General features: G+C 62.0%; 27 protein-coding genes and 1 tRNA gene. 14 read left to right on the top strand and 14 right to left on the bottom strand.

From position 1 onward, the window contains the following. Window positions 1-45 precede the first annotated feature (45 nt). The 7 genes from ahpF to APH25_RS20590 all read right to left on the bottom strand — a co-directional run bounded on the left by ahpF (window position 46) and on the right by APH25_RS20590 (window position 7,025). Entirely contained in the window at window positions 46-1,608 is a 1,563-nt protein-coding gene (gene ahpF, locus APH25_RS20620; RefSeq protein WP_060483196.1) for an alkyl hydroperoxide reductase subunit F, read from the bottom strand. Between the two features lie 124 nt (window positions 1,609-1,732). Further along, a complete protein-coding gene (ahpC, locus tag APH25_RS20615; RefSeq protein ID WP_004375926.1) occupies window positions 1,733-2,296 on the bottom strand; it encodes an alkyl hydroperoxide reductase subunit C in 564 nt (187 codons plus the stop codon). Between the two features lie 215 nt (window positions 2,297-2,511). Next, window positions 2,512-3,867: a glutathione-disulfide reductase gene (gorA, locus tag APH25_RS20610; RefSeq protein ID WP_060483195.1), complete on the bottom strand. Its 1,356-nt coding sequence runs from the start codon at window positions 3,865-3,867 to the stop codon at window positions 2,512-2,514. Between the two features lie 93 nt (window positions 3,868-3,960). Continuing rightward, complete coding sequence (gene galU, locus APH25_RS20605) at window positions 3,961-4,800, bottom strand: UTP--glucose-1-phosphate uridylyltransferase GalU (protein ID WP_028633388.1); 840 nt, start codon at window positions 4,798-4,800, stop codon at window positions 3,961-3,963. A gap of 220 nt (window positions 4,801-5,020) precedes the next feature. Further along, window positions 5,021-5,935, bottom strand: a complete 915-nt coding sequence (locus APH25_RS20600) for a c-type cytochrome (RefSeq protein ID WP_060483194.1) — start codon at window positions 5,933-5,935, stop codon at window positions 5,021-5,023. Then, window positions 5,932-6,582 (bottom strand): cytochrome c, encoded by a 651-nt coding sequence (locus APH25_RS20595; RefSeq protein ID WP_060483193.1) that lies wholly within the window; start codon window positions 6,580-6,582, stop codon window positions 5,932-5,934. Before APH25_RS20595 ends, APH25_RS20600 begins: the two co-directional genes overlap by 4 nt. A gap of 77 nt (window positions 6,583-6,659) precedes the next feature. Beyond that, a complete protein-coding gene (locus tag APH25_RS20590) occupies window positions 6,660-7,025 on the bottom strand; it encodes a hypothetical protein (RefSeq protein ID WP_028633391.1) in 366 nt (121 codons plus the stop codon). 159 nt (window positions 7,026-7,184) lie between these two features. Between APH25_RS20590 and APH25_RS20585 the strand changes: the two genes are divergently transcribed. The 8 genes from APH25_RS20585 to csrA all read left to right on the top strand — a co-directional run bounded on the left by APH25_RS20585 (window position 7,185) and on the right by csrA (window position 13,036). Further along, window positions 7,185-7,487, top strand: a complete 303-nt coding sequence (locus tag APH25_RS20585) for a DUF1883 domain-containing protein (RefSeq protein WP_028633392.1) — start codon at window positions 7,185-7,187, stop codon at window positions 7,485-7,487. Window positions 7,488-7,494: 7 nt separating this feature from the next. After that, window positions 7,495-7,665, top strand: coding sequence for a hypothetical protein (locus APH25_RS25745; RefSeq protein ID WP_177331211.1), 171 nt, complete (start codon window positions 7,495-7,497; stop codon window positions 7,663-7,665). 45 nt (window positions 7,666-7,710) lie between these two features. Then, window positions 7,711-8,787: a nitronate monooxygenase family protein gene (locus tag APH25_RS20580; protein ID WP_060483192.1), complete on the top strand. Its 1,077-nt coding sequence runs from the start codon at window positions 7,711-7,713 to the stop codon at window positions 8,785-8,787. An 85-nt stretch (window positions 8,788-8,872) separates the two neighbouring features. Beyond that, on the top strand, window positions 8,873-9,628 hold the full coding sequence (gene modA, locus APH25_RS20575) for a molybdate ABC transporter substrate-binding protein (RefSeq protein WP_060483191.1): 756 nt from the start codon (window positions 8,873-8,875) through the stop codon (window positions 9,626-9,628). Beyond that, window positions 9,628-10,308 (top strand): molybdate ABC transporter permease subunit, encoded by a 681-nt coding sequence (gene modB, locus APH25_RS20570; protein WP_060483190.1) that lies wholly within the window; start codon window positions 9,628-9,630, stop codon window positions 10,306-10,308. Before modA ends, modB begins: the two co-directional genes overlap by 1 nt. A 1-nt stretch (window position 10,309) precedes the next feature. Further along, entirely contained in the window at window positions 10,310-11,401 is a 1,092-nt protein-coding gene (modC, locus tag APH25_RS20565) for a molybdenum ABC transporter ATP-binding protein (protein ID WP_060483189.1), read from the top strand. A 70-nt stretch (window positions 11,402-11,471) separates the two neighbouring features. Further along, complete coding sequence (locus tag APH25_RS20560; RefSeq protein WP_060483188.1) at window positions 11,472-12,494, top strand: DNA topoisomerase IB; 1,023 nt, start codon at window positions 11,472-11,474, stop codon at window positions 12,492-12,494. A 350-nt stretch (window positions 12,495-12,844) separates the two neighbouring features. Further along, on the top strand, window positions 12,845-13,036 hold the full coding sequence (gene csrA, locus APH25_RS20555; RefSeq protein ID WP_028633398.1) for a carbon storage regulator CsrA: 192 nt from the start codon (window positions 12,845-12,847) through the stop codon (window positions 13,034-13,036). Window positions 13,037-13,081: 45 nt separating this feature from the next. Here csrA and APH25_RS20550 read toward each other — a convergent pair whose 3' ends face one another. From APH25_RS20550 to APH25_RS20540, 3 genes are read right to left on the bottom strand one after another with little or no spacing between them, the layout of a single operon-like run. Then, window positions 13,082-13,435 carry a response regulator gene (locus APH25_RS20550; RefSeq protein ID WP_060483187.1) on the bottom strand — a complete coding sequence of 118 codons (354 nt, stop codon included), beginning with the start codon at window positions 13,433-13,435 and terminating at the stop codon, window positions 13,082-13,084. Window positions 13,436-13,445: 10 nt separating this feature from the next. Further along, window positions 13,446-14,891 carry an ATPase domain-containing protein gene (locus tag APH25_RS20545; protein ID WP_060483186.1) on the bottom strand — a complete coding sequence of 482 codons (1,446 nt, stop codon included), beginning with the start codon at window positions 14,889-14,891 and terminating at the stop codon, window positions 13,446-13,448. Window positions 14,892-14,896: 5 nt separating this feature from the next. Then, entirely contained in the window at window positions 14,897-16,057 is a 1,161-nt protein-coding gene (locus APH25_RS20540; RefSeq protein WP_060483185.1) for a nitrogen regulation protein NR(II), read from the bottom strand. A 294-nt stretch (window positions 16,058-16,351) separates the two neighbouring features. On the opposite strand from APH25_RS20540, the gene APH25_RS20535 reads away from it, so the two are divergent. Both APH25_RS20535 and APH25_RS20530 read left to right on the top strand, forming a co-directional pair. After that, window positions 16,352-16,436, top strand: a tRNA-Leu gene (locus APH25_RS20535). 104 nt (window positions 16,437-16,540) lie between these two features. Continuing rightward, a complete protein-coding gene (locus APH25_RS20530) occupies window positions 16,541-16,954 on the top strand; it encodes a DoxX family protein (protein ID WP_028633401.1) in 414 nt (137 codons plus the stop codon). A gap of 1 nt (window position 16,955) precedes the next feature. On the opposite strand, the gene APH25_RS20525 is transcribed toward APH25_RS20530, so the two are convergent. Beyond that, window positions 16,956-17,147 carry a hypothetical protein gene (locus APH25_RS20525; protein WP_060483184.1) on the bottom strand — a complete coding sequence of 64 codons (192 nt, stop codon included), beginning with the start codon at window positions 17,145-17,147 and terminating at the stop codon, window positions 16,956-16,958. Window positions 17,148-17,576: 429 nt separating this feature from the next. Between APH25_RS20525 and adhP the strand changes: the two genes are divergently transcribed. Further along, on the top strand, window positions 17,577-18,587 hold the full coding sequence (gene adhP / locus APH25_RS20520) for an alcohol dehydrogenase AdhP (RefSeq protein ID WP_028633403.1): 1,011 nt from the start codon (window positions 17,577-17,579) through the stop codon (window positions 18,585-18,587). Window positions 18,588-18,615: 28 nt separating this feature from the next. Here the strand turns inward: adhP and APH25_RS20515 are convergent, their stop codons facing one another. Next, a complete protein-coding gene (locus APH25_RS20515) occupies window positions 18,616-18,834 on the bottom strand; it encodes a hypothetical protein (protein ID WP_060483183.1) in 219 nt (72 codons plus the stop codon). Window positions 18,835-19,180: 346 nt separating this feature from the next. Between APH25_RS20515 and APH25_RS20510 the strand changes: the two genes are divergently transcribed. After that, window positions 19,181-19,861, top strand: coding sequence for an SOS response-associated peptidase family protein (locus tag APH25_RS20510; RefSeq protein ID WP_060483182.1), 681 nt, complete (start codon window positions 19,181-19,183; stop codon window positions 19,859-19,861). 63 nt (window positions 19,862-19,924) lie between these two features. Here APH25_RS20510 and APH25_RS20505 read toward each other — a convergent pair whose 3' ends face one another. Then, window positions 19,925-20,722, bottom strand: a complete 798-nt coding sequence (locus APH25_RS20505) for an SDR family NAD(P)-dependent oxidoreductase (protein ID WP_060483181.1) — start codon at window positions 20,720-20,722, stop codon at window positions 19,925-19,927. Then, window positions 20,722-21,450, bottom strand: a complete 729-nt coding sequence (locus APH25_RS20500) for an alpha/beta fold hydrolase (protein WP_256217598.1) — start codon at window positions 21,448-21,450, stop codon at window positions 20,722-20,724. Before APH25_RS20500 ends, APH25_RS20505 begins: the two co-directional genes overlap by 1 nt. Before the next feature lie 251 nt (window positions 21,451-21,701). On the opposite strand from APH25_RS20500, the gene APH25_RS20495 reads away from it, so the two are divergent. Both APH25_RS20495 and APH25_RS20490 read left to right on the top strand, forming a co-directional pair. Then, the gene (locus APH25_RS20495; RefSeq protein WP_033728001.1) at window positions 21,702-21,932 is read left to right on the top strand and encodes a hypothetical protein; all 231 of its coding nucleotides are present in this window, start codon (window positions 21,702-21,704) and stop codon (window positions 21,930-21,932) included. A gap of 25 nt (window positions 21,933-21,957) precedes the next feature. Beyond that, window positions 21,958-22,194 carry a hypothetical protein gene (locus tag APH25_RS20490; RefSeq protein WP_028633408.1) on the top strand — a complete coding sequence of 79 codons (237 nt, stop codon included), beginning with the start codon at window positions 21,958-21,960 and terminating at the stop codon, window positions 22,192-22,194. Window positions 22,195-22,303: the final 109 nt, after the last annotated feature.

The raw sequence follows: 22,303 nt of genomic DNA, 5'->3' as shown, positions 1-22,303 counted from the left end.
GCCCCAAACCGGCAAACCCGCCCCGCTTACGGGGGCGGGCCTGGGTCAAGCCGGCGCGGAGGTTCGGATCAGGTGGTCAAAGGCAGCCAGTGAGGCCTTGGCGCCCTCGCCCACGGCGATCACGATCTGCTTGTACGGCACGGTGGTCACGTCACCGGCGGCAAACACGCCAGGGATGCTGGTCTGCCCTTTGGCATCGACGATGATCTCGCCGCGGGGCGACAGCTCGACGGTACCCTTGAGCCAGTCGGTGTTGGGCAGCAAGCCGATCTGCACGAAGATGCCTTCCAGTGCCAGTTCGTGCTGCGCATCGGTGACGCGGTCCTTGTAACGCAGGCCGGTCACCTTCTCACCATCGCCCAGCACCTCGGTGGTCAGCGCGCTGGTGATCACCTTCACGTTGGGCAGGCTGTGCAGTTTGCGCTGCAGCACGGCATCGGCACGCAGTTGGCTGTCGAATTCGATCAGCGTTACCTGGGCCACGATACCGGCCAGGTCGATGGCCGCCTCCACCCCCGAGTTGCCGCCGCCAATCACCGCCACCCGCTTGCCCTTGAACAGCGGGCCGTCGCAATGCGGGCAGTAGGCCACGCCACGGGCGCGGTATTGCTGCTCGCCCGGCACGTTCATTTCGCGCCAGCGGGCACCGGTGGCCAGGATCACGGTCTTGGCCTTCAGCGATGCCCCCCCTGCCAGCCGCACTTCGTGCAGGCCGCCATCGGTAGCGGGGATCAGCGCTTCGCCCCGTTGCAGGTTCATGATGTCGACGTCGTACTGCTTGACGTGCTCTTCCAGCGCAGTGGCCAGTTTCGGGCCTTCGGTTTCCTGCACCGAAACAAAGTTCTCGATCGCCAGGGTGTCGAGCACCTGGCCACCGAAACGCTCGGCAGCAACACCGGTGCGGATACCTTTGCGTGCGGCGTAGATAGCGGCCGAGGCGCCGGCCGGGCCACCGCCCACCACCAGTACATCGAACGCTTGCTTGGCGTTGATCTTCTCGGCCTGGCGGGCACCTGAGCCGGTGTCGATCTTGCCGAGGATTTCCTCCAGGCCCATGCGGCCCTGGCCGAACACTTCACCGTTGAGGTAAACGCTGGGCACCGCCATGATCTGGCGTGCGTCCACTTCGGCCTGGAACAGCGCGCCGTCGATAGCCACATGCCGCACGTTGGGGTTGAGCACGGCCATCAGGTTCAGCGCCTGGACCACGTCCGGGCAGTTCTGGCAGGACAGCGAGAAGTAGGTTTCGAAGGTGAACTCGCCTTCCAGCGCCTGGATCTGTTCGATCACCTCAGCACTGGCCTTGGACGGGTGGCCACCCACTTGCAGCAACGCCAGCACCAGCGAGGTGAATTCATGGCCCATGGGGATGCCGGCAAAGCGCAGGCTGATCTCACCGTTGGGGCGGTTCAGCGAGAACGAAGGCCGGCGCACGTCGTCGCCGTCTGCGCGCAAGGTAATCAGGTTGGACAGGCTGGCGATTTCCACCAGCAGGTCATGCAATTCGCGGGACTTCGCGCCGTCGTCGAGGGAGGCAACAATCTCGATCGGCTGGGTGACCCGCTCCAGGTAGGTTTTCAGTTGCGATTTAAGCGTGGCGTCCAACATACGGGCGATTCCTTTTACAAAACTCGGATACAAAAACGCCCAGGCGAGGTCGCCCGGGCGTTTGACGGGGCGGTGCTGCATTCAGCTCTGGCGGCTGCACACCGCCCGCGGTTGCCACATGGCCTTAGATCTTGCCGACCAGGTCCAGCGACGGTGCCAGGGTGGCTTCGCCTTCTTTCCACTTGGCCGGGCACACTTCGCCTGGGTGGGCAGCTACGTATTGTGCAGCCTTGACCTTGCGCAGCAGCTCAGCGGCATCACGGCCAACACCACCGTCGTTCAGTTCGACGATCTTGATCTGGCCTTCTGGGTTGATCACGAAGGTACCGCGGTCGGCCAGGCCAGCTTCTTCGATCAGCACGTCGAAGTTGCGGGAGATGACGTGGGTCGGGTCACCGATCAGCGGGTACTGGATCTTGCCGATGGTGTCCGAGGTGTCGTGCCAGGCTTTGTGGGTGAAGTGGGTGTCGGTGGACACACCGTAGATCTCCACGCCCAGCTTCTGGAACTCGGCGTAGTTGTCAGCAAGGTCACCCAGTTCGGTCGGGCAGACAAAGGTGAAGTCGGCCGGGTAGAAGAACACCACGGACCACTTGCCTTTCAGGTCGGCTTCGCTGACCTGGACGAATTCGCCCTTGTGGTAGGCAGTAGCGTTGAACGGTTTGACCTGGCTGTTGATGATAGGCATGAGTAGCTCCTTCATGGGTTGGAATCAGTTGACGGAGAGAATCCTAACCGCTGGTCCCGATAAAGGCTCATTGGCAAACATGATGTTGATGATTGGTTTTGGCTATGAAGGGGGTGGGGGTTAGATCGATTGGTAAAGTTAAGGGGGGTGGGGGCCGCTGAGCGGCCCCAATCGCGAGCTTTGCTCGCGCCTACGGGTTTTGTGGGGGGCTTTGGTTAGCGGGTGATGGTGCGCAGGGTGACGAACTCTTCGGCGGCGGTTGGGTGCACGCCGATGGTTTCGTCGAACTGCTGCTTGGTGGCGCCGGCTTTCAACGCTACGCCCAGGCCCTGGATGATCTCGCCCGCGTCCGGGCCTACCATGTGGCAGCCCAGCACCTTGTCGGTCTGGGCGTCCACCACCAGCTTCATCAGGGTCTTTTCCTGAATATCGGTGAGGGTCAGCTTCATGGCGCGGAAGCGGCTTTCATAGACGTTGACCTTGTGCCCGGCTTCCAGCGCCTGCTCCTCGGTCAACCCGACCGTCCCGATCGGGGGCTGGCTGAAGACCGCAGTGGGGATGTTCTGGTAATCCACCGGCCGGTACTGCTCAGGTTTGAACAGGCGCCGCGCCACGGCCATGCCCTCTGCCAGGGCCACAGGGGTGAGCTGTACGCGCCCGATCACATCACCAATGGCCAGGATCGACGGTGCGGTGGTCTGGTACTGGTCGTCCACGCGCACATAGCCGCGCTCATCCAGCTCGACGCCGGTGTTTTCCAGGCCCAGGTTGTCCAGCATGGGGCGCCGGCCGGTGGCATAGAACACGCAGTCGGCCACCAGCTCGCGGCCATCCTTGAGCGTGGCTTTCAGGCTGCCGTCTTCAAGTTTGTCGATGCGCTGGATGTCGGCGTTGAACTGCAGGTCCAGGCCGCGCTTTTCCAGTTCTTCCTTGAGGTGGGTGCGTACCGAACCATCGAAGCCACGCAGGAACAGGTCGCCGCGATACAGCAGCGTGGTGGCGGCGCCAAGGCCCTGGAAAATACCGGCGAACTCAACGGCGATGTAGCCACCGCCCACCACCAGCACGCGATGGGGCAGGTCCTTGAGGTAAAAGGCTTCGTTGGAGGTGATCGCCAGGTCTTTGCCTGGGATATCCGGCACTTGCGGCCAGCCACCGGTGGCGATGAGGATATGCTCGGCGGTATAACGCTGGCCCTCTACTTCCAGTTCATGGGCGCCGGTGATGCGCGCATGGCCCTGCAGCAAGGTAACGCCGCTGTTGACCAGCAGGTTGCGGTAGATGCCGTTGAGGCGTTCGATTTCGCGGTTCTTGTTGGCAATCAGCGTGCCCCAGTCGAAGTGCCCTTCTTCCAGCGACCAGCCGTAACCGGCTGCCTGTTCCAGCTCATCAGCCACGTGCGCGCCGTACACCAGCAGCTTCTTGGGCACACACCCCACGTTGACGCAGGTGCCGCCCAGGTAACGGCTCTCGGCCACGGCCACCTTGGCGCCGAAGCCTGCGGCAAAGCGCGCGGCACGCACCCCACCCGACCCCGCACCAATCACGAACAGATCAAAATCGTAAGCCACGTCACACCCCCCAAGAAAAAAGCTGCAAGCTTCAAGCCTCAAGCTGCAAGAAAAAGCAGCTCGGCTTGTAGCTTGCAGCTTGCAGCTTGCCGCTTAGTAGGCCTTGCCGGTTTTGTAGTAGTTTTCGAAGCAGAAGTTGGTGGCGTCGATGTAGCCTTCGGCGCCGCCGCAGTCGAAACGCTGGCCCTTGAACTTGTAGGCGATTACACAACCGTTGCGTGCCTGGTGCAGCAGCGCGTCAGTGATCTGGATTTCGCCACCCTTGCCAGGTTCGGTGTTGGCAATGATGTCGAAGATGTCCGGGGTCAGGATGTAACGGCCAATGATGGCCAGGTTGGACGGGGCGTCCTCCGGGCTGGGCTTCTCGACCATGTTGGTGACGCGGAAGATATCGTCACGGATCATGTCGCCGGCGATCACACCATACTTGTTGGTTTCCTGCGGGTCGACTTCCTGAATGGCAACGATCGAGCAGCGGAACTGGTTGTACAGCTTGACCATCTGGGTCAGTACGCCGTCACCTTCCGGGTTCACGCACAGGTCATCGGCCAGTACCACGGCGAACGGCTCGTCACCGATCAGCGGGCGGCCGGTGAGGATGGCGTGGCCCAGGCCTTTCATCTCGGTCTGACGGGTGTAGGAGAACGAGCACTCGTTCAGCAGGCGACGGATGCCTACCAGGTACTTCTCCTTGTCAGTGCCCTTGATCTGGTTTTCCAGCTCGTAGCTGATGTCGAAGTGGTCTTCCAGGGCGCGCTTGCCACGGCCGGTGACGATGGAGATTTCGCTAAGCCCTGCATCCAACGCTTCTTCGACGCCATACTGGATCAGTGGCTTGTTGACCACCGGCAGCATTTCCTTGGGCATGGCTTTGGTAGCAGGCAGGAAGCGGGTGCCGTAGCCAGCTGCCGGGAACAAGCATTTCTTGATCATAAACGTCCTTAAAAAGGCTAGGGCCTGTGGATTGGCGCAGTCTAATCAGGCGGCGGTCACCTTACAATGCCCCACCCGCGGCCACACATTGGGAAAATAGAGGGAACGCGGGCGGGATAGTTCAAAAGGGGCCCCAACTTTCATGTGCCCGGCAGCGCCCATTGGCGATGAAACAACCGGCCCCGCCCCTTAACGGCGGCAAGGCCGGTTGTTCAATCAGTCACCCCCCAGTGCCCTGCCCGACCAGTACACCGTCCACCTTCTGCCCGTACAGGTTGACGCCGTCGTTGGCGTGGAACTTCACACGGGTCTTCTCGATGGAGCCTTGCACAAGGCGCGGGTCCTGGGGCCGTTCATGGCGGTTGATCCATGCCGCCACGTCCCAGGCCTGCTGGTCGGTGAGGCTGCCGGGCTTGCCCAGCGGCATGTTGTACTTGATGAACGACGCCGCGGTGTTGATGCGGTGCATGCCAGCGCCCCAGTTGTAGGAGTCCTTGCCCCAAAGCGGTGGCATCACATACTCGCCAGCCACTTTTTGCCCCTCGCCCTGGTCACCGTGGCAAATCGCGCATTGCGCCTGGTACACCTGTTGGCCACGGGCGAAGTCGTAGCCACCCGTGGGTTGTGGCACCTCCGGGTAACCGCGCCCGGCCAGTTCCACCCCCGTGGGCGCCTGGGTCGACAGCCAGTACGAGTACACCGCCAAAGCGGTCATCTGCGGGCTGTCGGCCGCGGGCGGCCTGCCGTTCATGCTGAACTGGAAGCAGCCCTGTATGCGTTCGGCATAGGTGTTTACCTTGTTGTTCTTCTTGCGATAGGCCGGGTACATCGGGTACGCACCCCACAGCGGCGCCGAGTGGGGCATGCGCCCCTGGTCCAGGTGGCAGTTGCTGCAGTTCATGCCGTTACCCACCGCATCAGGCATCAGGCGTCGGGTGTCGACGAACAGGGCATGCCCGTCGCGCACCATCTTGCCGAACGCATTGTCGGGCAGCTCGCCCTCGGCGGGCGGTACGAACTGCGGCGCGCGCTGGGCATCGGGCACGTTGAGCTGGGTCTGGTCTTCCATGGTGACGGGGCTGGCCTGGCTGGTGGCGGCGGCAAGCAGGAGCGTGGCGGGTATCAGCAGCTTCATGGGTTGACCTCCTGGCTGGCAGAACGGGCGAAGAACTCGGCCACGGCCTTGATCTCGTCAGCGGTGATGGCCTTGGCCACGCCTACCATCAGTTGGTTGGGGTCATTGCTGCGGCTGCCGTCGCGCCATGCGTCCAGTTGCGCCACCAGGTAACTGGCAGGCTGGCCGGTCAGTGGCGGGAAGTGCTCGCCGAGCCCCGCGCCACCAGGCCCGTGGCATTGCACACACCCCGGGATCTGGCGGCTCCAGTCGCCGTACAGGGCCAGCCGTTCGGTTGGGTCATTGGCAATTTGCTGGCGCCGCAGGTTGCCGGCTGGCGCTTGAGGAAGGCTGGCCAGGTAGGTGCTGACTGCCTTGATTTCATCCTCGGTCAAGGCCTTGGCCACCGGCTCCATCACCGCCTGACGGCGGCTACCGGTGCGCCAGTCGCGCAATTGCTTACCCAGGTAAGCGGCCGGCAACCCCGCCAGGCGCGGGAAGCCGGCTGCCGCCATGCCAGCGCCGTCTGCACCATGGCAGGCGATGCACGCCAGTGCGGCGGGGTCGGCACCGCCCTGGGTAAATACCTTCTGGCCATCGGCCGCCTGGGCGGCCGGCCAACTCAGCACCAGCAGGCTGCCGAGCACCACGCGTTTGAAGGGTGTCATCGCGAATCTCCTTTTCTATTGTTATATGCTTAGACCTAAAACATATAAGCAAAAGGAGCGCGACCCGTTGCGCTAGATCAACTTCCTGAAATGCACTGGGTGGTTGCCTTGCGCACATCACCTGGACGCAACGGGAAGTTGCTCAGGCGCTCGTGCAGCTTCACGCTGCTGCCATTGCCACTGCCCCGCTCACCAATATCCAGCACCGCGGCCGGGCCAGCGCCTGGCGAGAATTTTTGCGGCACGATCAGCCGCAGGCCATCACCCCGTTTTTCTTCCAGCAGCGGCCCGCGGGAATCCGCAAGCCCGGCCTTCACGCAATCGGCGAATTCGCGGGGTGTCTTGCCCGAGATAACGTCCATCGTCTCGTGCGACTGTTCAATGTCCGACACGCTGGCACAACCTGCCAACGCCAGGGTCAGCGCTGCCACCATCCACTTCATCTGTTGCACCTCAACCATTACCAGCCCTGTTCGACCGTGCCCGGGCGCATTTGCTCCCTGCTTTGGCAGATTTATCCGCGCCCGCTGCGCGGGGCGGCGGCGTGCGTGCACATCGTGGTATCTTGCGCATTTGCAGAACCAGACTTTGCGGAGCCCCACATGAAATTCGTACACCAGCGCGAGCACCTCAACGAGGACGACATCGTCGTCGTCGAGTGTTCCCAGCGCTGCAATATCCGCCTGATGAACGACGCCAACTTCCGCAGTTTCAAGAACGGCGGCCGTCACACTTACCACGGCGGGCATTTCGACAAGTTTCCAGCCAAGATCACCGTGCCCAGCACCGGCTTCTGGAACATCACCCTCGACACGGTGACCACGCGCCCGATCTCGGTCACGCGCAAGCCCAGCCTGACCCACAAGATCAAGATCATCCGCCGTTCATCGTCGAAACTCAGCTAAGGCCACCATGACCCAGACCATCAAGTACGTGATCAAATACAAACTCGACGGCCAGCGCCGCTGGGATTTCGCATTGATGCAGGATGATTCGCAGGCTCAGGCCATGGACGCCCTGCGCAAGATCCATGGCGAGGACGCCGACAAGATCAGCGATATCCAGGTCAGCAAGGCCCTCTGACAACCGCTGCCGTCCCCCTGCCCGTAGCGCCACAAGGAGCATTGCATGAGCCGTTGGCCCGATCGCCGTATCCTCGATTTGTTTGGCATCGAAGTGCCCATCTTGCAGGCGCCGATGGCGGGGGCGGCAGGTTCGGCCATGGCGATCGCCGTGGCTGAGGCAGGCGGGCTAGGGGCTTTGCCGTGTGCAATGCTGACCGGCGAACAGGTACGGCAAGAAGTGGCCACCTTTCGCCAAGCCTGCCCGGGCCGCCCGTTAAACCTCAACTTCTTCTGCCATACCCCGCCCGCCCCTGATGCGGCGGCAGGCCAACGCTGGAAGCAGGCGCTCGAGCCGTACTACCGGGAGCTGGGCGCTGACTTCGATGCGCCAACGCCGGTGTCCAACCGTGCACCGTTTGACGAGCAGAGCTGCCAGCTGGTGGAGCAGGTACGCCCAGAGGTGGTCAGCTTCCACTTCGGCCTGCCCTCTGCCGCCTACCTGCAGAGGGTGAAAGCCACGGGTGCCAAGGTGCTGTCCAGCGCAACCACCGTTGAAGAGGCCGTGTGGCTGCAGGGCCACGGTTGCGATGCCATCATTGCCATGGGCGCCGAAGCGGGTGGCCACCGGGGCATGTTCCTCAGCGAGGACATCACCACCCAGATCGGTACCTTCGCGCTGGTGCCGCAGGTGGTTGATGCGGTCGGGCTGCCGGTGATCGCCGCAGGCGGCATTGCCGACCACCGCGGCCTGGTGGCGGCGCTGGCGCTGGGTGCGTGTGCGGTACAAATCGGCACTGCCTACCTGTTCAGCCCCGAAGCCAAGGTGTCGCCAGCCCATCGCCAGGCGCTGGACACCGCCCCGGCCAGCGATACGGCAATGACCAACCTGTTCACGGGCCGCCCGGCACGCGGCATCAATAACCGCATCATGCGCGAGCTGGGGCCCATGAGCGCATTGGCGCCCCGCTTCCCACTGGCCGGCGGTGCATTGATGCCCTTGCGGGCAATCACCGACCCGCAGGGCGACAGCGCTTTCAGCAACCTCTGGGCCGGCCAGGCATTGCGGCTGGGCCGGCACGAAGCGGCCGCTGTGCTGACGCGTGAAATCGCCGCATGCGCCTTGGCGGTGGTGGGCGTTTAAACGGCGGTTTATCTACCCTCTTCCCGCTTCATGGCCTATCGCTATATAGTTGAGGTTATAACGATAACCCCAAGGAGCTGTATCGATGCGTATTCGCCCGTCTCACCTGGTCACTGCACTGGCCGGCCTGTTCGCCCTCAACGCTGCCTGGGCAGACGAAGTTCAGGTTGCAGTTGCAGCCAACTTCACCGCCCCCATTCAGGCCATTGCCCAGGACTTCGAAAAAGACACCGGCCACAAGCTGGTAGCCGCCTACGGCGCCACCGGGCAGTTCTACGCACAAATCAAGAACGGCGCGCCATTCGAAGTGTTCCTGTCGGCTGACGACAGCACCCCGGCCAAGCTCGAAGAAGAAAAAGCCATCGTGCCAGGCTCGCGCTTCACCTATGCCATCGGCACCCTGGCCCTGTGGTCTGCGCAACCTGGGTACGTCGACGCAAAAGGCGAGGTGCTACAAAAAAACCAGTTCAAGCACCTGTCCATTGCCAACCCGAAAACCGCCCCCTACGGCCTCGCCGCTACTCAGGTATTGGCGAAGCTGAACCTGACCGAGGCCACCAAGCCTAAACTGGTGGAAGGTCAGAACATCACCCAGGCGTTCCAGTTTGTCTCCACCGGCAATGCCGAACTGGGCTTCGTGGCCCTGTCGCAAATCTACAAGGACGGCAAGGTACAAAGCGGCTCGGCCTGGATCGTGCCGGCGTCGATGCACGACCCTATCCGCCAGGACGCGGTGATTCTGGAAAAGGGCAAGGACAACCCGGCCGCCAAGGCGCTGGTGGATTACCTCAAAGGCCCCAAGGCCGCGGCGGTGATCAAGTCTTACGGTTATGAAATCTGATGCCACTGGACGCCAGTGACCTGGGTGCAATCTGGCTGACCTTGAAACTGGCCAGCCTGACCACCCTGATTCTGCTGGTGGTTGGCACGCCGATCGCCTGGTGGCTGGCCCGCACGCGGTCATGGCTGCGCGGGCCCGTGGGCGCGGTGGTGGCGCTGCCACTGGTACTGCCCCCTACGGTCATCGGCTTCTACCTGCTCATCGCACTGGGCCCCCACGGCTGGCTTGGCCAGGCCGCGGCTGCACTGGGCCTGGGCAGCGTGGTGTTCAGCTTCAGCGGCCTGGTCATCGGCTCGGTGATCTATTCCATGCCGTTCGTGGTGCAGCCCCTGCAGAATGCCTTCGGCGCCATTGGCCAGCGCCCGCTGGAAGTGGCCGCCACACTGCGGGCCAGCCCGTGGGACACATTCGTGCATGTGGTGCTGCCACTGGCGCGCCCAGGCTTCGTCACGGCCAGCATCCTCGGCTTTGCCCATACCGTGGGGGAGTTTGGCGTGGTGCTGATGATTGGCGGCAACATCCCCGACAAGACGCGCGTGGTCTCGGTGCAGATCTTCGATCACGTCGAAGGCATGGCCTACGCACAAGCCCACTGGCTGGCTGGCGCCATGCTGGTGTTCTCTTTCCTGGTGCTGCTCCTGCTGTATGCCGGACGACGCGGCAAGGCTGGCTGGAGCTGACATGACCCAAGCGATTGTGGCGCGCCTGAAACTGGCACGCGACGACTTTACCCTGGACGTAAACCTGCACCTGCCCGGGCGCGGTATCAGCGCGTTGTTCGGCCACTCCGGCTCGGGCAAGACCAGTTGCCTGCGCTGCCTTGCCGGGCTTGAACGCGCTACCAGCGCATACGTGGAGGTGAATGGCGAAGTCTGGGAAGACAGCGCCCGGGGCCACTTCGTGGCACCGCACCTGCGGCCAGTGGGTTATGTGTTCCAGGAAGCCAGCCTGTTCCCACACCTTAGCGTACGCGGCAACCTGGAGTTTGGCTGGCGCCGCGTCGCACCTGCGCAGCGCAAGGTCAGCCTTGAACAGGCCAGCGCGCTGCTGGGCATAGGCCACCTGCTGGCGCGCCGGCCGGCGACCTTGTCCGGCGGCGAAGCGCAGCGGGTAGGTATCGCCCGCGCCCTGCTCAGCAGCCCAAGGCTGCTGCTGATGGACGAGCCGCTGGCAGCGCTCGACGGGCCACGCAAGCGCGAAATCCTGCCATACCTGGAGCGCCTGCACGACGAACTGGACATCCCGTTGGTATATGTCAGCCATGCCCAGGACGAAGTGGCGCGCCTGGCAGACCACCTGGTGCTGCTGGAACAAGGCCAGGCGGTTGCCAGTGGCCCCATCGGCGAAACCCTCGCCCGCCTTGACCTGTCGCTGGCCCAGAGCGAAGACGCAGGCGTGGTGTTCGAAGGGCTGGTGGTTGGCCATGACCCGCAGTACGACTTGCTCGACCTGCGCCTGCCTGGCAGCAGCGGCCCATTGCTGCGCTTCGCGCACCCGGCCCACGTAATGGGCAGCACCCTGAGGGTGAAAGTGCAGGCCCGGGACGTCAGCCTGGCGCTGGATGCCGACAGTGCGTCCAGCATCCTGAACCGCGTGCGGGTACGGGTGTGCGAAACCCGCCCTGCCGACAACCCGGCGCATGTGCTGGTCAGCCTGGACGCCGGAGGTAATGCCCTGCTGGCTCGCGTTACCCGCTACTCGGCGCACCAGCTCGGCCTGCACCCCGGCCAGTTGCTGTTCGCGCAGATCAAGTCGGTGGCGCTGCTGGGCTGAGCATTTGAATGGAGCAACGGCCAAGCGGCTGATGTCCATTGATCAGTGACCTGATCGAGGCCTGCCGCCCATGCTTGACTGCCCGCTTCCCGCATCCCTGCACTACGTAGACGACAGCCAGCCTGGCCTGACCCGCCGCCGCTGGCGGGACCGCTTCATCTACCAGGACGCTGACGGCGAGCGCGTGCGCGACCCCGAGGTCCTCGCGCGCATCGCGGCCCTCGTCATACCGCCCGCGTATACCGATGTGTGGATATGCGCCGACCCGCAGGGCCACCTGCAAGCCACTGGCCGCGATGCCCGGGGCCGCAAGCAGTACCGCTACCATGCGCAATGGCGCGAAACCCGGGACCAGCACAAGTACGGGCGCATGCTCGCCTTTGCCCAGGTGCTGCCTAAACTGCGGGCACAACTGGAAATCCACCTGGCCCGCCCCGGGCTGGACCGGGAGAAGGTGATGGCGTTGGTCGTGAGCCTGCTGGACCACACCTTGATCCGTATCGGCAACCAGCGCTACATGCGCGACAACCGCTCCTACGGCCTGACCACCCTACGCAACCGCCACGTGGAGGTGAAAGGCAGCACCATTCGTTTTCAGTTCCGTGGCAAGCGCGGTGTGGAACACGACGTCACCCTGCGGGACCGGCGCCTGGCCAACCTGCTCAAACGGTGCATGGAGCTGCCGGGCCAGGCGTTGTTCCAGTACCTGGATGACGAGGGCCAACGGCACAGCATTGGCTCAAGCGACGTGAACCAGTTTCTGCAAACGCTCACCGGCGCCGACTTTACCGCCAAGGACTACCGCACCTGGGCAGGCAGCAGCCTGGCCCTTGACCTGCTCAAGCCGCTTGCCTGGGAGCCGGAAACCGAGGCCAAGCGCCAGGTGGCGTCGATCGTGCGCGAGGTGGCCGCGCGCCTGGGCAATACACCGGCCGTTTGCCGGCGCTGTTATATTCACCCGGCCGTGCTTGAGCATTATGCACTCGGGCGACTGGCTGCGCTGCCTAAAAACCGGGTACGCAAGGGGCTGGACCCGGAAGAGGTTGCGCTGCTGCTGTTTTTGCAGGCGTTGGAGGAACAGCAGGCGGGGTGAGGCTGTTTTGGGCGCCGCTTGCGCGGCGTATCGCGAGCTCTGCTCGCTCCTACAGGTGTCCGGTGATATTAGCCCGTGCCGCTGGGTTGAACATTAACCCCGTCTATCCTCATCATCATGCAAAGAAATTTCCCATTGGCCAGCAACCCCCCTATTCTTGCCACCGAGCACCTTGGCCGACAGACCCGCAGGGGTTTGCCTCGGCGCCTGCCTCCTGAACACGCGACAGTTTTTGTCTCCCCAGGGGAATTACTAGCCGCCGAAAGCGTCTTTAATGAGAAGGAAGAGGGACACGCTCCCACCGCCAGGGCACTGGCTCAGCGGACTTTTTTATCACCAAGGAGAACTACATGCTGATACTCACCCGCAAGGTTGGCGAGAGCATCGTCATCAACGATGACATCAAAGTCACCATTTTGGGCGTGAAGGGGATGCAGGTGAGGATAGGCATCGATGCCCCCAAAGATGTCCAGGTTCACCGCGAAGAGATCTTCAAGCGCATTCAGGCCGGCAGCCCAGCCCCGGAAAAGCACGAAGACTAACGTCCAAGGCACACGCCAGGCAGCATGGATGCGCCTGCTTGCCGATCAGTCGCCCAGCAGGTCGCGAACGGTCGCGATCATGCGGTCCATGTCGAAAGGCTTGTCAAAAACGGCTGCGAATAAATCAGGGTAACCCTGGTTTGCCTGGGCACCGCTCATGAGAATGATCGGGAGCATGCGCCACGCCGGGTCCTTGCGCAGTGCACGGGCCAGTTCCTCTCCATTAAGCAGCGGCATCATGTAATCGGTAATGATCAGCTGCACCGGTGCATCCTTCAACGCTGCAAGCGCCTTGATCCCGTTGCTGGCTTTTCTAACCTGAAACCCTTCATCCTCCAGGGCATAGCCTAGAATCTCGGCGATCAGGTACTCGTCATCGACGATGAGGATGGTATTCATGGGCTGGCCATCATCCGCTGGGGTTCGCCACAGCCGTGCCCGAAAGCATGCCGCTGGCCCCTTCGAAGGCCTTGTGCAGGCTTATGCCCCGCGTGCCTATTATCAGCTCGTGTGGGGCCGTATGGTGCTGTCCATCGCGCACCTTGAGTATGGAGAGCATGCGCCGCAGGCTTGAGTCGAGTTCCACGAAGCGCATCAGCATGAGGTTGTCGACAATGCTGGAAAGGTCGGGCGCCGGGGCGCTGATTTCTGCCCCGAAAATATCGCGCATCTCCCACGTGAGCATCACACTCACATCGCGGGCCCTAAGCTCGCCGGTCAATGCCCGGAAAAACGCGTTGAGGCGGGTGGGCTCCATGGCCAGCCGGCTGAAAGCACCCAGGCTGTCGATCACCACCCGCTTGGCGCCCATGGCATCCACCTGCTCGATCAGGCGTGCGCCCAATTGGTCCAGCAGGCCTTCAGTAGTAGGCTGCCAGCACAACTGCAGGCTACCCTCCTGCTCCATCGAACGAAAATCGAAGCCCAATGAGGCCGCCTTGTTGCGCAGGCGTTCTGGCGGTTCGTAGAAACCGAAATGCAACCCTGGCACCTGCTTCGTGCTGGCACTGAGAAATGCCAGGCCCAGCGAAGTCTTGCCAATGCCTGAGGGGCCCATCAACAGGGTCACAGAGGCTGCTGCCAGGCCGCCATCAAGCATGTCATCCAGGCTGGGCACACCACTGCTGACACGCCCTGGGGCACAACTGCCGTGCTGGCTGGGGTGGCTGAACAACGATTCAAGCCGTGGGAATACCCGCATGCCAGTGCCATCGATCAGGCACTCATGGCGCCCGGACAATGCAGCGCTGCCGCGCGTCTTGCGCAGTTGAATACTGCGCACGGCGCGGCTACCCACCATGTGCTCGCCCAGTTCGATCACACCGTCGACCATGGTGTGCTCCGGGCTGCCCTCTTCCATCCGCGCGCTGGTCAGCAAAAGCACCGTACAGCCTGCGAAAGCGGCATGGCCCTGGAGGGCGGACACGAACTTCTTGGTGTCGAGTGCACTTTCGGCACGTGCGCGGGCGTTGAGCACCCCGTCCACAACCAATAGCGTGGCCTTTTGCCGGGCAATCTCCTGACGCAGCAGCCGCACCACCGCGTCCAGCCCTTCCTGCTCCAGGGTATCGAACGCACTGACGAACTGAATCTGGTCACCTACCAGCGCCGGGTCGAAGAAATCCAGCGTGCCCAGGTACTGGAACAGCCGTTCGTGAGACTCGCTGAGCAAGGTGGCTACCAGCACCCGCCCGCCGCTGCGTACGTGGCCGCAGGCCAACTGATTGGCCAGAATGGTTTTGCCCGCACCCGGTGGCCCCTGAACGATGTAGGCCGCGCCGGCCACCAGCCCGCCCCTGAGCAGTGCATCAAGCCCTTCGATCCCCGTCACCAGCCGCTTGAGTTCGTGTGTCATGCTCGCTACCTGTGCGCAAGGCTGTGTGTATGGCCATGAGAGATTGGCAGATAAAGCTGCATGCACGTGCCCTCCCCGGCCACGCTGTGCACGCTGATGGCCCCGCCGCTCTGCCTGGCGAAGCCATACACCTGGCTAAGGCCCAACCCAGTACCTTTGCCAAACGCCTTGGTGGTGAAAAACGGCTCGAAGATGCGCGGCAGTACGTCCGCCGCGATGCCCTCACCGCTGTCCTGAACCTGGAAGCAGACAAAACGGCCGTGCAGGCCCTCCACTTCCCCCGACAAGCCCACTACCCCAACCGTCAAGCCGATGCGCCCCGGCCCTGCGATGGCGTCCCGCGCATTGAACAGCAGGTTGAGCAGTACCATCTGCAACTGCCCGGCATCCACCTCGATGAGCGGCAGGTCGGGTTGTACCTGCACCTCAAGCCGAATTGCATCAGGCAACGCATGCTCCAGCAGGCCGCGGGTGGCATCCAGCAAGCTGCTGGGGTCGATGCTGGCCACATCGAGTTTGCGATGGCGCGCAAAGCTGAGCAACTGGCGGGTCAGGTCGGTACCACGCTGGCCGGCCTCCAGGATGTTCTGCAACATGCGCCGGGAGCGTTCCGGGTCGTCCGAAGTCAACGCCATGCGCGCAGAACTGATGATGATGGTCAGCAGGTTGTTGAAGTCGTGGGCCAGGCCACCCGTCAACTGGCCGAGCGCTTCGAGCTTCTGCGCCTCGAACAATTGTGCCCGAACGTTATCGAGCTGCAGTGCAGCCTCGCGACGGTCTGTTACATCCCGAGTGACCTTGGCCAGGCCCACAACCTGCCCTTCGTCATCACGGATCACATCCAGGGCCGCCAGCGCCCAGAACTGCGAACCGTCCTTGCGCACCCGCCAGCCCTCATCCTGCGCCCGGCCGCTGTCCAATGCCTGGCGTAGCAGCTGCTCGGGCCGGCCGTCAGCGCAATCCTGCGGGGGGAAGAAGATCGAAAAATGCCGGCCGACCACCTCGTCGGCGGTGTAGCCCTTGATGCGCTCGGCGCCCGCGTTCCACGACACCACATGGCCAGCAGGGTCGAGCATGTAGATGGCGTAATCCACCACTGACTGAACCAGCTGTTCATATCGCGAGGCGGGTATCACCGGGGTAATCGGGCAATCGGCTGAAACCATGAGAACTCCACTGGCACAGCGGGAGGGACAAAAGGGAAAACCGGGCGTCGCCCTGGACGACCTACCAGGCCCGCAAGCCTGATCCCGCAACACCTGGCCCTACTGTTTGGATCCAGTGATCGGGCTACAGTGGGCCATCCACAACAGCCTGTCAATTCTCCATTTGACCGAAGGCTCCTGTGTAGAGCATAGGTGCTAGAGTTGACTCAACTATAACAATGGGTTATAAAGCGCGCTTGATTGCAAAGCCCTTCTGCCAGGAAGCGAGCTGGTCACTGCGACCCTTTCAAGCGTGCGAGTGTGGTGGAATTGGTATACACAGCAGACTTAAAATCTGTCGGCGTGAGCCTTGCGGGTTCGAGTCCCGCCACTCGCACCACTCACTATTAAAAAGGCGCCTCAACGGGCGCCTTTTTGCTGGGCGCAGCAATGTTTCGCGCACCTGCTACAGTGGTTTTTGTCCCCGCCCACTGGAAGCCCGCCATGCGCTATTCGATGCTTGAAGGTCAACGCGACCTTGTCCTGCTGCTCGCCCGCGTTTTGCTCATGACCCTTTTCGTGTTTTCCGGCTGGGCCAAACTGACGGGTTTTGACGGCACAGTCAGCTACATGGCTTCGCTGGGGGCTCCGGCCCCTACCCTGGCAGCAGGCATTGCCGTCTGCATGGAGTTCGCGGTTGGCATCCTGTTGATTCTGGGCTTCTATACCCGGCCGCTGGCGTTGCTGTTCGCGCTGTTCGTATTGGGCACTGCACTGCTGGGCCACCCGTTCTGGACGATGATCGAGCCTGCACGCAGCGCCAACATGACCCAGTTCCTGAAAAACCTCGCCATCATGGGCGGCCTGTTATCACTGGCTGTCAGCGGCCCTGGGCGGTTCTCCGTAGACGGGCGTTGAGTCAGTCGTCGTCACAATCATCAAACCAGGCCGGGTGATCGTGCTCGTCAGCGTCCAGGTCATCCGCAGCTTGCGCATCCAGCTCATCCTCAGCGCCTTGGGCATCGGCCTCCGGCTCATAGCCCTCATAAAGAAATTCGTGGTCGAGCAAGTGATCATGCTCCGGTTCGTGCAGGTCATCGTCGTCGCGCATGGGGGCTCCTGTGTAAATGGGCACGCCTGTATAAGCTGAGGCTGCCGACGGGTCAAATATACAGCGCTTAATGCAGGCTTAACTCGCCACTTGCAACCTGTGCCTGTTCCCTTCAAGCGCATCTTGCCCGCCCACTGTGGCGGGCTCTTTTATGCCTGCGACCCTGCCGGCGCATACGCCCGAATCAATTACTGGCCTGAACGCTCTCATCACCTGCCGTTCACGAAATACTGACATCTGCATTGGCATTCTGACCCTGCTCCGTACGTTCTTGCAGCCCGCCGCCTCCTTGCCGCGGGCTTTTCTTTGCGCGCGATTTACCAGCCGCCCTAATACGCTTCCATGACCTGTAGCAGTTTTACCGCCGCACACAGGGGCTATGCTTAGCCGCTGTTGTGCAAGCCAAACCGGATAAACACGGAGGTTCATATGAAAGCTGCTGTTGTTGCACCAGGCCGTCGCGTGGAAGTCGTGGAGAAAACCCTGCGCCCGCTCGAGCACGGCGAAGCGTTGTTGAAAATGCAGTGCTGTGGCGTGTGCCACACCGACCTGCACGTGAAAAATGGCGACTTCGGTGACAAGACCGGCGTAGTGCTGGGTCACGAAGGCATCGGCGTGGTTCAGGAAGTGGGCCCGGGCGTTACTTCGCTCAAACCGGGCGACCGCGCCAGTGTGGCCTGGTTCTACCAAGGCTGTGGCCACTGCGAGTACTGCACCAGTGGTAACGAAACCCTGTGCCGTGATGTGAAGAACGCTGGCTACACCGTGGACGGCGGCATGGCTGAAGCCTGCATTGTGCAGGCCGACTACTCCGTCAAGGTGCCAGACGGGCTGGATTCTGGCGCTGCCAGCAGCATTACCTGCGCCGGTGTTACCACCTACAAGGCCGTGAAAACCTCCAACATTCGCCCCGGCCAATGGATCGCCATCTACGGCCTCGGTGGGCTGGGCAACCTGGCCCTGCAGTACGCGAAGAACGTGTTCAATGCCAAGGTGATCGCCATCGACGTGAACCCGGAGCAACTGCGCTTTGCCAGCGAGATGGGCGCAGACCTGGTCATCAACCCGCTCGAAGAAGACGCCGCCAAGGTCATCCAGGCCAAAACCGGTGGCGCTCACGCTGCGGTTGTAACCGCCGTAGCCAAGGCTGCATTCAACTCAGCCGTAGACGCCCTGCGCGCAGGCGGGCGGTTGGTGGCGGTGGGCTTACCTACAGAGTCCATGAACCTGAATATTCCACGCTTGGTACTGGACGGCATCCAGGTAATCGGTTCGCTGGTCGGTACGCGTCAGGACTTGGAAGAAGCTTTCCAGTTTGCTGCAGAAGGCAAGGTCGTACCGAAGGTCACCCTGCGACCGGTGGAAGACATCAATCAGATTTTCGAAGAAATGATCGAAGGGAAGATAAAAGGCCGCATGGTCATCCAGTTCAATGAGTAATTCATAGAACGCCGGTGCGGCATAGCGCTCACGGCGTACAACGGCCGTCGCGAGCGACTACCAAGCGGTTCATTCTGGGGCGACTGTCGGCTTTCCACGACAGTTGCTCCAGTTGCTCCGATTCACAGCTATCAGCCTGTTCTTCGGCGGCAACCTTTACTTCGACACTCTCACCGCGACGCTCACGCGCATCCGCTGTTGCCTTCAGCATCTTGTTCAACGATTCCACCATGCTGGAATAATCCATAGCCTGCCTCCATTGCCGCAGTGATTCACCTGAAGAGCCTGACCTGAGCGAGCCAACCTTCAGAAACTGGCAACGCAAAACACGACAACTGGCGAACCCTTTCAATAATGACCCGCTCTGCTGCGCGAGGTTCAGCCAACAACACCGACAGGTAGTATCAGCCTAGCAGTCACCCAAGGTAGGCGCACACGCCAACCTCCCTTCCCTGCCACGTTGCTCAACCCCGCCCGTCGGTATCGCTGCGCGGCCGCTGGCCTTTACTGCGCATACAGAACAAACTGTATATACATACAGATCAAATACCCTGCATGGCTGGCGCGCCGGCAGCAGCGATAGGAGGTAAACCATGTGCGGCCGCTATTCCCTCTACGAGAGCATGGACTTCTACCTGCGCCAGCTGGCCCTGGACCTGGTGGTCATCAACGGCTATGACGAAGCGCCGATCAACCGCTACAACGTAGCGCCGCGCAGCCAGGCGGCGCTTATACGTGAAGCGCCAGGTGGCTTGAGTGTGGGCACGGTGCCGTGGGGTTGGGCGCCACCTTGGGCCACTGGCAAGGGCCCGATACCCATCAATGCACGGGCCGAAACGGTCACGCAATCGCCTTTCTTCAAAGCGCTGTGGCCCGGTGGGCGCGCTTTGGCGCCGGCAAATGGCTGGTTCGAGTGGGTCAGCGACCCTGGCGCGTTGAAAGGCAAGCAGCCCTACCATATACAGGCGGCCAACGGGGAGGCGCTGTTCTTCGCCGCCCTGGCAGATGCAAGGCCTGAGCAGGGTGGTGGTTTCGTGGTGCTCACTACGGCTGCAGATGGAGGACTCGCGGCTATTCACGCCCGCAAGCCGCTGGTGCTTACACCAGCCCTGGCCAGGGAATGGCTGGACCCCCGCACGACGGTACAACGGGCAGAGGCCATCGTGCACAGCGCCGGCCGCCCAGCCTCAGCTTTTACCTGGCACAAGGTGGATGCCAGTGTGGGTAACGTGCGCTGCGAAGGCGCCCAGTTGATCGAGCCTCTTTGCGGATGAGGCGTTGAAACTGTGCCATGGCAGGCACAGCGGGCCGCATTGCAGCCCGCTGCATGGCACTGGTCAGTTCTGAACGCTCTGTACCGACCCGCCATCAACCCGCAGGTTGCTGCCATTGATGAAGGACGCCCGCTCGGATACCAGCAAGGCGATGGCTGCCGCTACCTCTTCTGGCTGGCCACGCCGCTGTTGCACGATGCCCGGGCGTTCTTCTTCCAGGAAGCTCTTCACCGCCTCGTCGAAACTGACGCCCTTTTCCTCGGCACGCTTTTTCATCATGCCGTCGGTCATGCCTGTTTCGATAAAGGCCGGGGATACGGTATTGCACAGCACACCGTGGGCTGCTTCCTTGTACGACAGGTTCTTGATGAAAGCTGCCAGCGCGGCCTTGGCCACGTTGTACACGGCCTCTTCCCAATACGGCTGTACGGCGTTTTCCGAGGTGATGCACACCAGGCGGCCCCAACCCCGTTTGCGCATGGCCGGTATGGCTGCCCGGGCAATGCGCACAGCGCTGAAGAAGTCAGTGTCCCAGGCCTCTTGGTAGTCGGCATCCGCCAGCTCGAGCGGGTCGCCCTTGGCACCGGTTACCCCTGCGGTATGCACGACGATATCCACTTGGCCAAAGTGGGCTTCTGCTTGGCGCACGAGCCCGTCGACTTCCCCTTGGTCAGTCATGTCTGCGGCAATCAGCAGGGGCTCGCCCTGCAGGTCAGCTGCAGCCTTTTTCAGCTTGTCCGGGTCCATGTCCGTCAATACCAGCTTTACACCCTCACCCGCCAACAAGTGTGCGGTTGCCAGGCCTATCCCGCCAGCGGCGCCGCTGATGAGTGCTACACGGTTACTCAAGCCTAAGTCCATCAACGTTCTCCTTCAGGGGTAGATGCAGCGATACGTTCAGCAAATTTGAGCATGGGGTGGGCCAACGCCTGCGGGGTTTGCAGGGGCATCAGGTGACCTGCGCCGGGGAGCGTGAGCAGCAAGTGGTCCGGGAAATGCGACAAGGTGGTGCGCTGCTGCTCGTCTGGGCCGGGGACCTGCACGTCATCGCTGCCGCATATCAGCAGCGCGGGGTAAGGCAGGGTGCCGATCCGGTATTGCCAGTCCTCGCGGCTGCCGTGGTCAACCCAGGCACGCCAGGCCTCCAGGTTCACCGACTGGGCATCGGCAATGGCGACTTCGCGCAGGGCTTCGGGCAAACGGTGAAAACTGGATTCATCAACAAACGCTTCTGCCTCTTCCCTAGAGGCGCCATAGCCACGCTGCCGGTCACGGTCGCTGTCGCTCATCGGTTGTGGGCCGGGTGGCGATGGCGCTACCAGCACCAACCCTTGCAGGTAGGCTGGCCGGCGCGAAGCCAGCACCACGGCTACCTTGCCGGTCATGGAATGGCCCACAAGAATGCAACGCTGCAGCCCGAGCTCACGAATGCTGAGGTCTACATGGTCCGCCATCTGCTCGACCGTATAACCCGTAACGTCGCGCGCATCGCCGTAGCCCGGCGTATTCAGCGCCACACAGGTGTGTTCGCGGTCAAGAAACGGCAGTGTGGGGCCCCACGTGCGGTGGGACCCACCCAAAAAATGCATCAACACAAACGTGATGGGGCCTTGACCTTGCTGGCTGTGTGGGAGCATCGAAATATTGCCTCAAGATATTTCTCAATTGAGGCGGCGGTACTTTGAAGAGTTCAGAAATTCACGTGCGAGGCACGATTCCCCTCACGTCCGTCGGGTAAAAGAACCAACCGGACTGTCTTGGGCTCTAATTAATTGTGAGAGCTCATGCCAGGTGTCCACCTGGGTGTGGGCGGTACTTGGTTTGGCGAGGAGCACACAGCATGACAGAAGAAGAAGCCAAAGATGTTGTAGAGCGCATCGAGTACGAACTCGGCCACCATGCCCGCGTGGCCACGCGTATCGAAATCCATGACCTGGGTTTGTGGGCTCGCCTGGAAAAAGCCAGCGGTGCACATTACGGCGTCGGGCTGACCGGTACTACGCTGTTCGAGAAACCTGTAGTGCTCGGCCCCAAGTGTGACGCGTCCTACACCATCCTGTACCTGCCCTGAGTTCGGGTGTTATCAGGAGCCTTTCATGACCATTCGCAGCCTTGCGAAAAACCTGCCCAAAGACCCTTTCAAAGAAGGCTGGGTGTTTGGGTGGGGCGTATTGCGTGATCGCCATCCGTGGCATTTGGTGGATGTGTACGCCGACCACGCTACCGCAACCGTGGAGGCCCGCCGACGCGGTGCGGATTATGTTGTGGAGTACGGATCACACCGGTTAGGTTCCGATGAGTTCGTTTGTGGCATCAGCCTTCCCGAAGGCTGATGCTGACCTCGTAAGCGGCTTGACCGGCTGTCACCTCATGTTTTTACCTACAATAGAATCAAACTGATTCACCGCTCCAGGTCAATTTTTCCTGCAACTATCTTCCGTA

The organism is Pseudomonas sp. NBRC 111119 (assembly GCF_001320125.1).
GTDB classification, from domain to species: Bacteria; Pseudomonadota; Gammaproteobacteria; order Pseudomonadales; family Pseudomonadaceae; genus Aquipseudomonas; species Aquipseudomonas parafulva.
The sequence above is the reverse complement of the archived record's forward strand: the minus strand, read 5'-3'. Positions and strand labels throughout refer to the sequence as shown.

What these genes read in the sequence shown, in the direction of transcription:
- APH25_RS20585 (WP_028633392.1), top strand. Translation starts at nt 7,185, where the DNA reads ATGAAATTCGTACACCAGCGCGAGCACCTCAACGAGGACGACATCGTC.
- APH25_RS20505 (WP_060483181.1), bottom strand. Translation starts at nt 20,722, where the DNA reads ATGGACTTAGGCTTGAGTAACCGTGTAGCACTCATCAGCGGCGCCGCT.
- APH25_RS20525 (WP_060483184.1), bottom strand. Translation starts at nt 17,147, where the DNA reads ATGCGCGACGACGATGACCTGCACGAACCGGAGCATGATCACTTGCTC.
- APH25_RS20600 (WP_060483194.1), bottom strand. Translation starts at nt 5,935, where the DNA reads ATGAAGCTGCTGATACCCGCCACGCTCCTGCTTGCCGCCGCCACCAGC.
- ahpC (WP_004375926.1), bottom strand. Translation starts at nt 2,296, where the DNA reads ATGCCTATCATCAACAGCCAGGTCAAACCGTTCAACGCTACTGCCTAC.
- APH25_RS20540 (WP_060483185.1), bottom strand. Translation starts at nt 16,057, where the DNA reads ATGGTTTCAGCCGATTGCCCGATTACCCCGGTGATACCCGCCTCGCGA.
- APH25_RS20545 (WP_060483186.1), bottom strand. Translation starts at nt 14,891, where the DNA reads ATGACACACGAACTCAAGCGGCTGGTGACGGGGATCGAAGGGCTTGAT.
- APH25_RS25745 (WP_177331211.1), top strand. Translation starts at nt 7,495, where the DNA reads ATGACCCAGACCATCAAGTACGTGATCAAATACAAACTCGACGGCCAG.
- APH25_RS20580 (WP_060483192.1), top strand. Translation starts at nt 7,711, where the DNA reads ATGAGCCGTTGGCCCGATCGCCGTATCCTCGATTTGTTTGGCATCGAA.
- APH25_RS20550 (WP_060483187.1), bottom strand. Translation starts at nt 13,435, where the DNA reads ATGAATACCATCCTCATCGTCGATGACGAGTACCTGATCGCCGAGATT.
- galU (WP_028633388.1), bottom strand. Translation starts at nt 4,800, where the DNA reads ATGATCAAGAAATGCTTGTTCCCGGCAGCTGGCTACGGCACCCGCTTC.
- APH25_RS20500 (WP_256217598.1), bottom strand. Translation starts at nt 21,450, where the DNA reads ATGCATTTTTTGGGTGGGTCCCACCGCACGTGGGGCCCCACACTGCCG.
- csrA (WP_028633398.1), top strand. Translation starts at nt 12,845, where the DNA reads ATGCTGATACTCACCCGCAAGGTTGGCGAGAGCATCGTCATCAACGAT.
- modC (WP_060483189.1), top strand. Translation starts at nt 10,310, where the DNA reads ATGACCCAAGCGATTGTGGCGCGCCTGAAACTGGCACGCGACGACTTT.
- APH25_RS20560 (WP_060483188.1), top strand. Translation starts at nt 11,472, where the DNA reads ATGCTTGACTGCCCGCTTCCCGCATCCCTGCACTACGTAGACGACAGC.
- APH25_RS20595 (WP_060483193.1), bottom strand. Translation starts at nt 6,582, where the DNA reads ATGACACCCTTCAAACGCGTGGTGCTCGGCAGCCTGCTGGTGCTGAGT.
- APH25_RS20490 (WP_028633408.1), top strand. Translation starts at nt 21,958, where the DNA reads ATGACCATTCGCAGCCTTGCGAAAAACCTGCCCAAAGACCCTTTCAAA.
- APH25_RS20510 (WP_060483182.1), top strand. Translation starts at nt 19,181, where the DNA reads ATGTGCGGCCGCTATTCCCTCTACGAGAGCATGGACTTCTACCTGCGC.
- APH25_RS20590 (WP_028633391.1), bottom strand. Translation starts at nt 7,025, where the DNA reads ATGAAGTGGATGGTGGCAGCGCTGACCCTGGCGTTGGCAGGTTGTGCC.
- APH25_RS20495 (WP_033728001.1), top strand. Translation starts at nt 21,702, where the DNA reads ATGACAGAAGAAGAAGCCAAAGATGTTGTAGAGCGCATCGAGTACGAA.
- modA (WP_060483191.1), top strand. Translation starts at nt 8,873, where the DNA reads ATGCGTATTCGCCCGTCTCACCTGGTCACTGCACTGGCCGGCCTGTTC.
- APH25_RS20530 (WP_028633401.1), top strand. Translation starts at nt 16,541, where the DNA reads ATGCGCTATTCGATGCTTGAAGGTCAACGCGACCTTGTCCTGCTGCTC.
- APH25_RS20515 (WP_060483183.1), bottom strand. Translation starts at nt 18,834, where the DNA reads ATGGATTATTCCAGCATGGTGGAATCGTTGAACAAGATGCTGAAGGCA.
- modB (WP_060483190.1), top strand. Translation starts at nt 9,628, where the DNA reads ATGCCACTGGACGCCAGTGACCTGGGTGCAATCTGGCTGACCTTGAAA.
- ahpF (WP_060483196.1), bottom strand. Translation starts at nt 1,608, where the DNA reads ATGTTGGACGCCACGCTTAAATCGCAACTGAAAACCTACCTGGAGCGG.
- adhP (WP_028633403.1), top strand. Translation starts at nt 17,577, where the DNA reads ATGAAAGCTGCTGTTGTTGCACCAGGCCGTCGCGTGGAAGTCGTGGAG.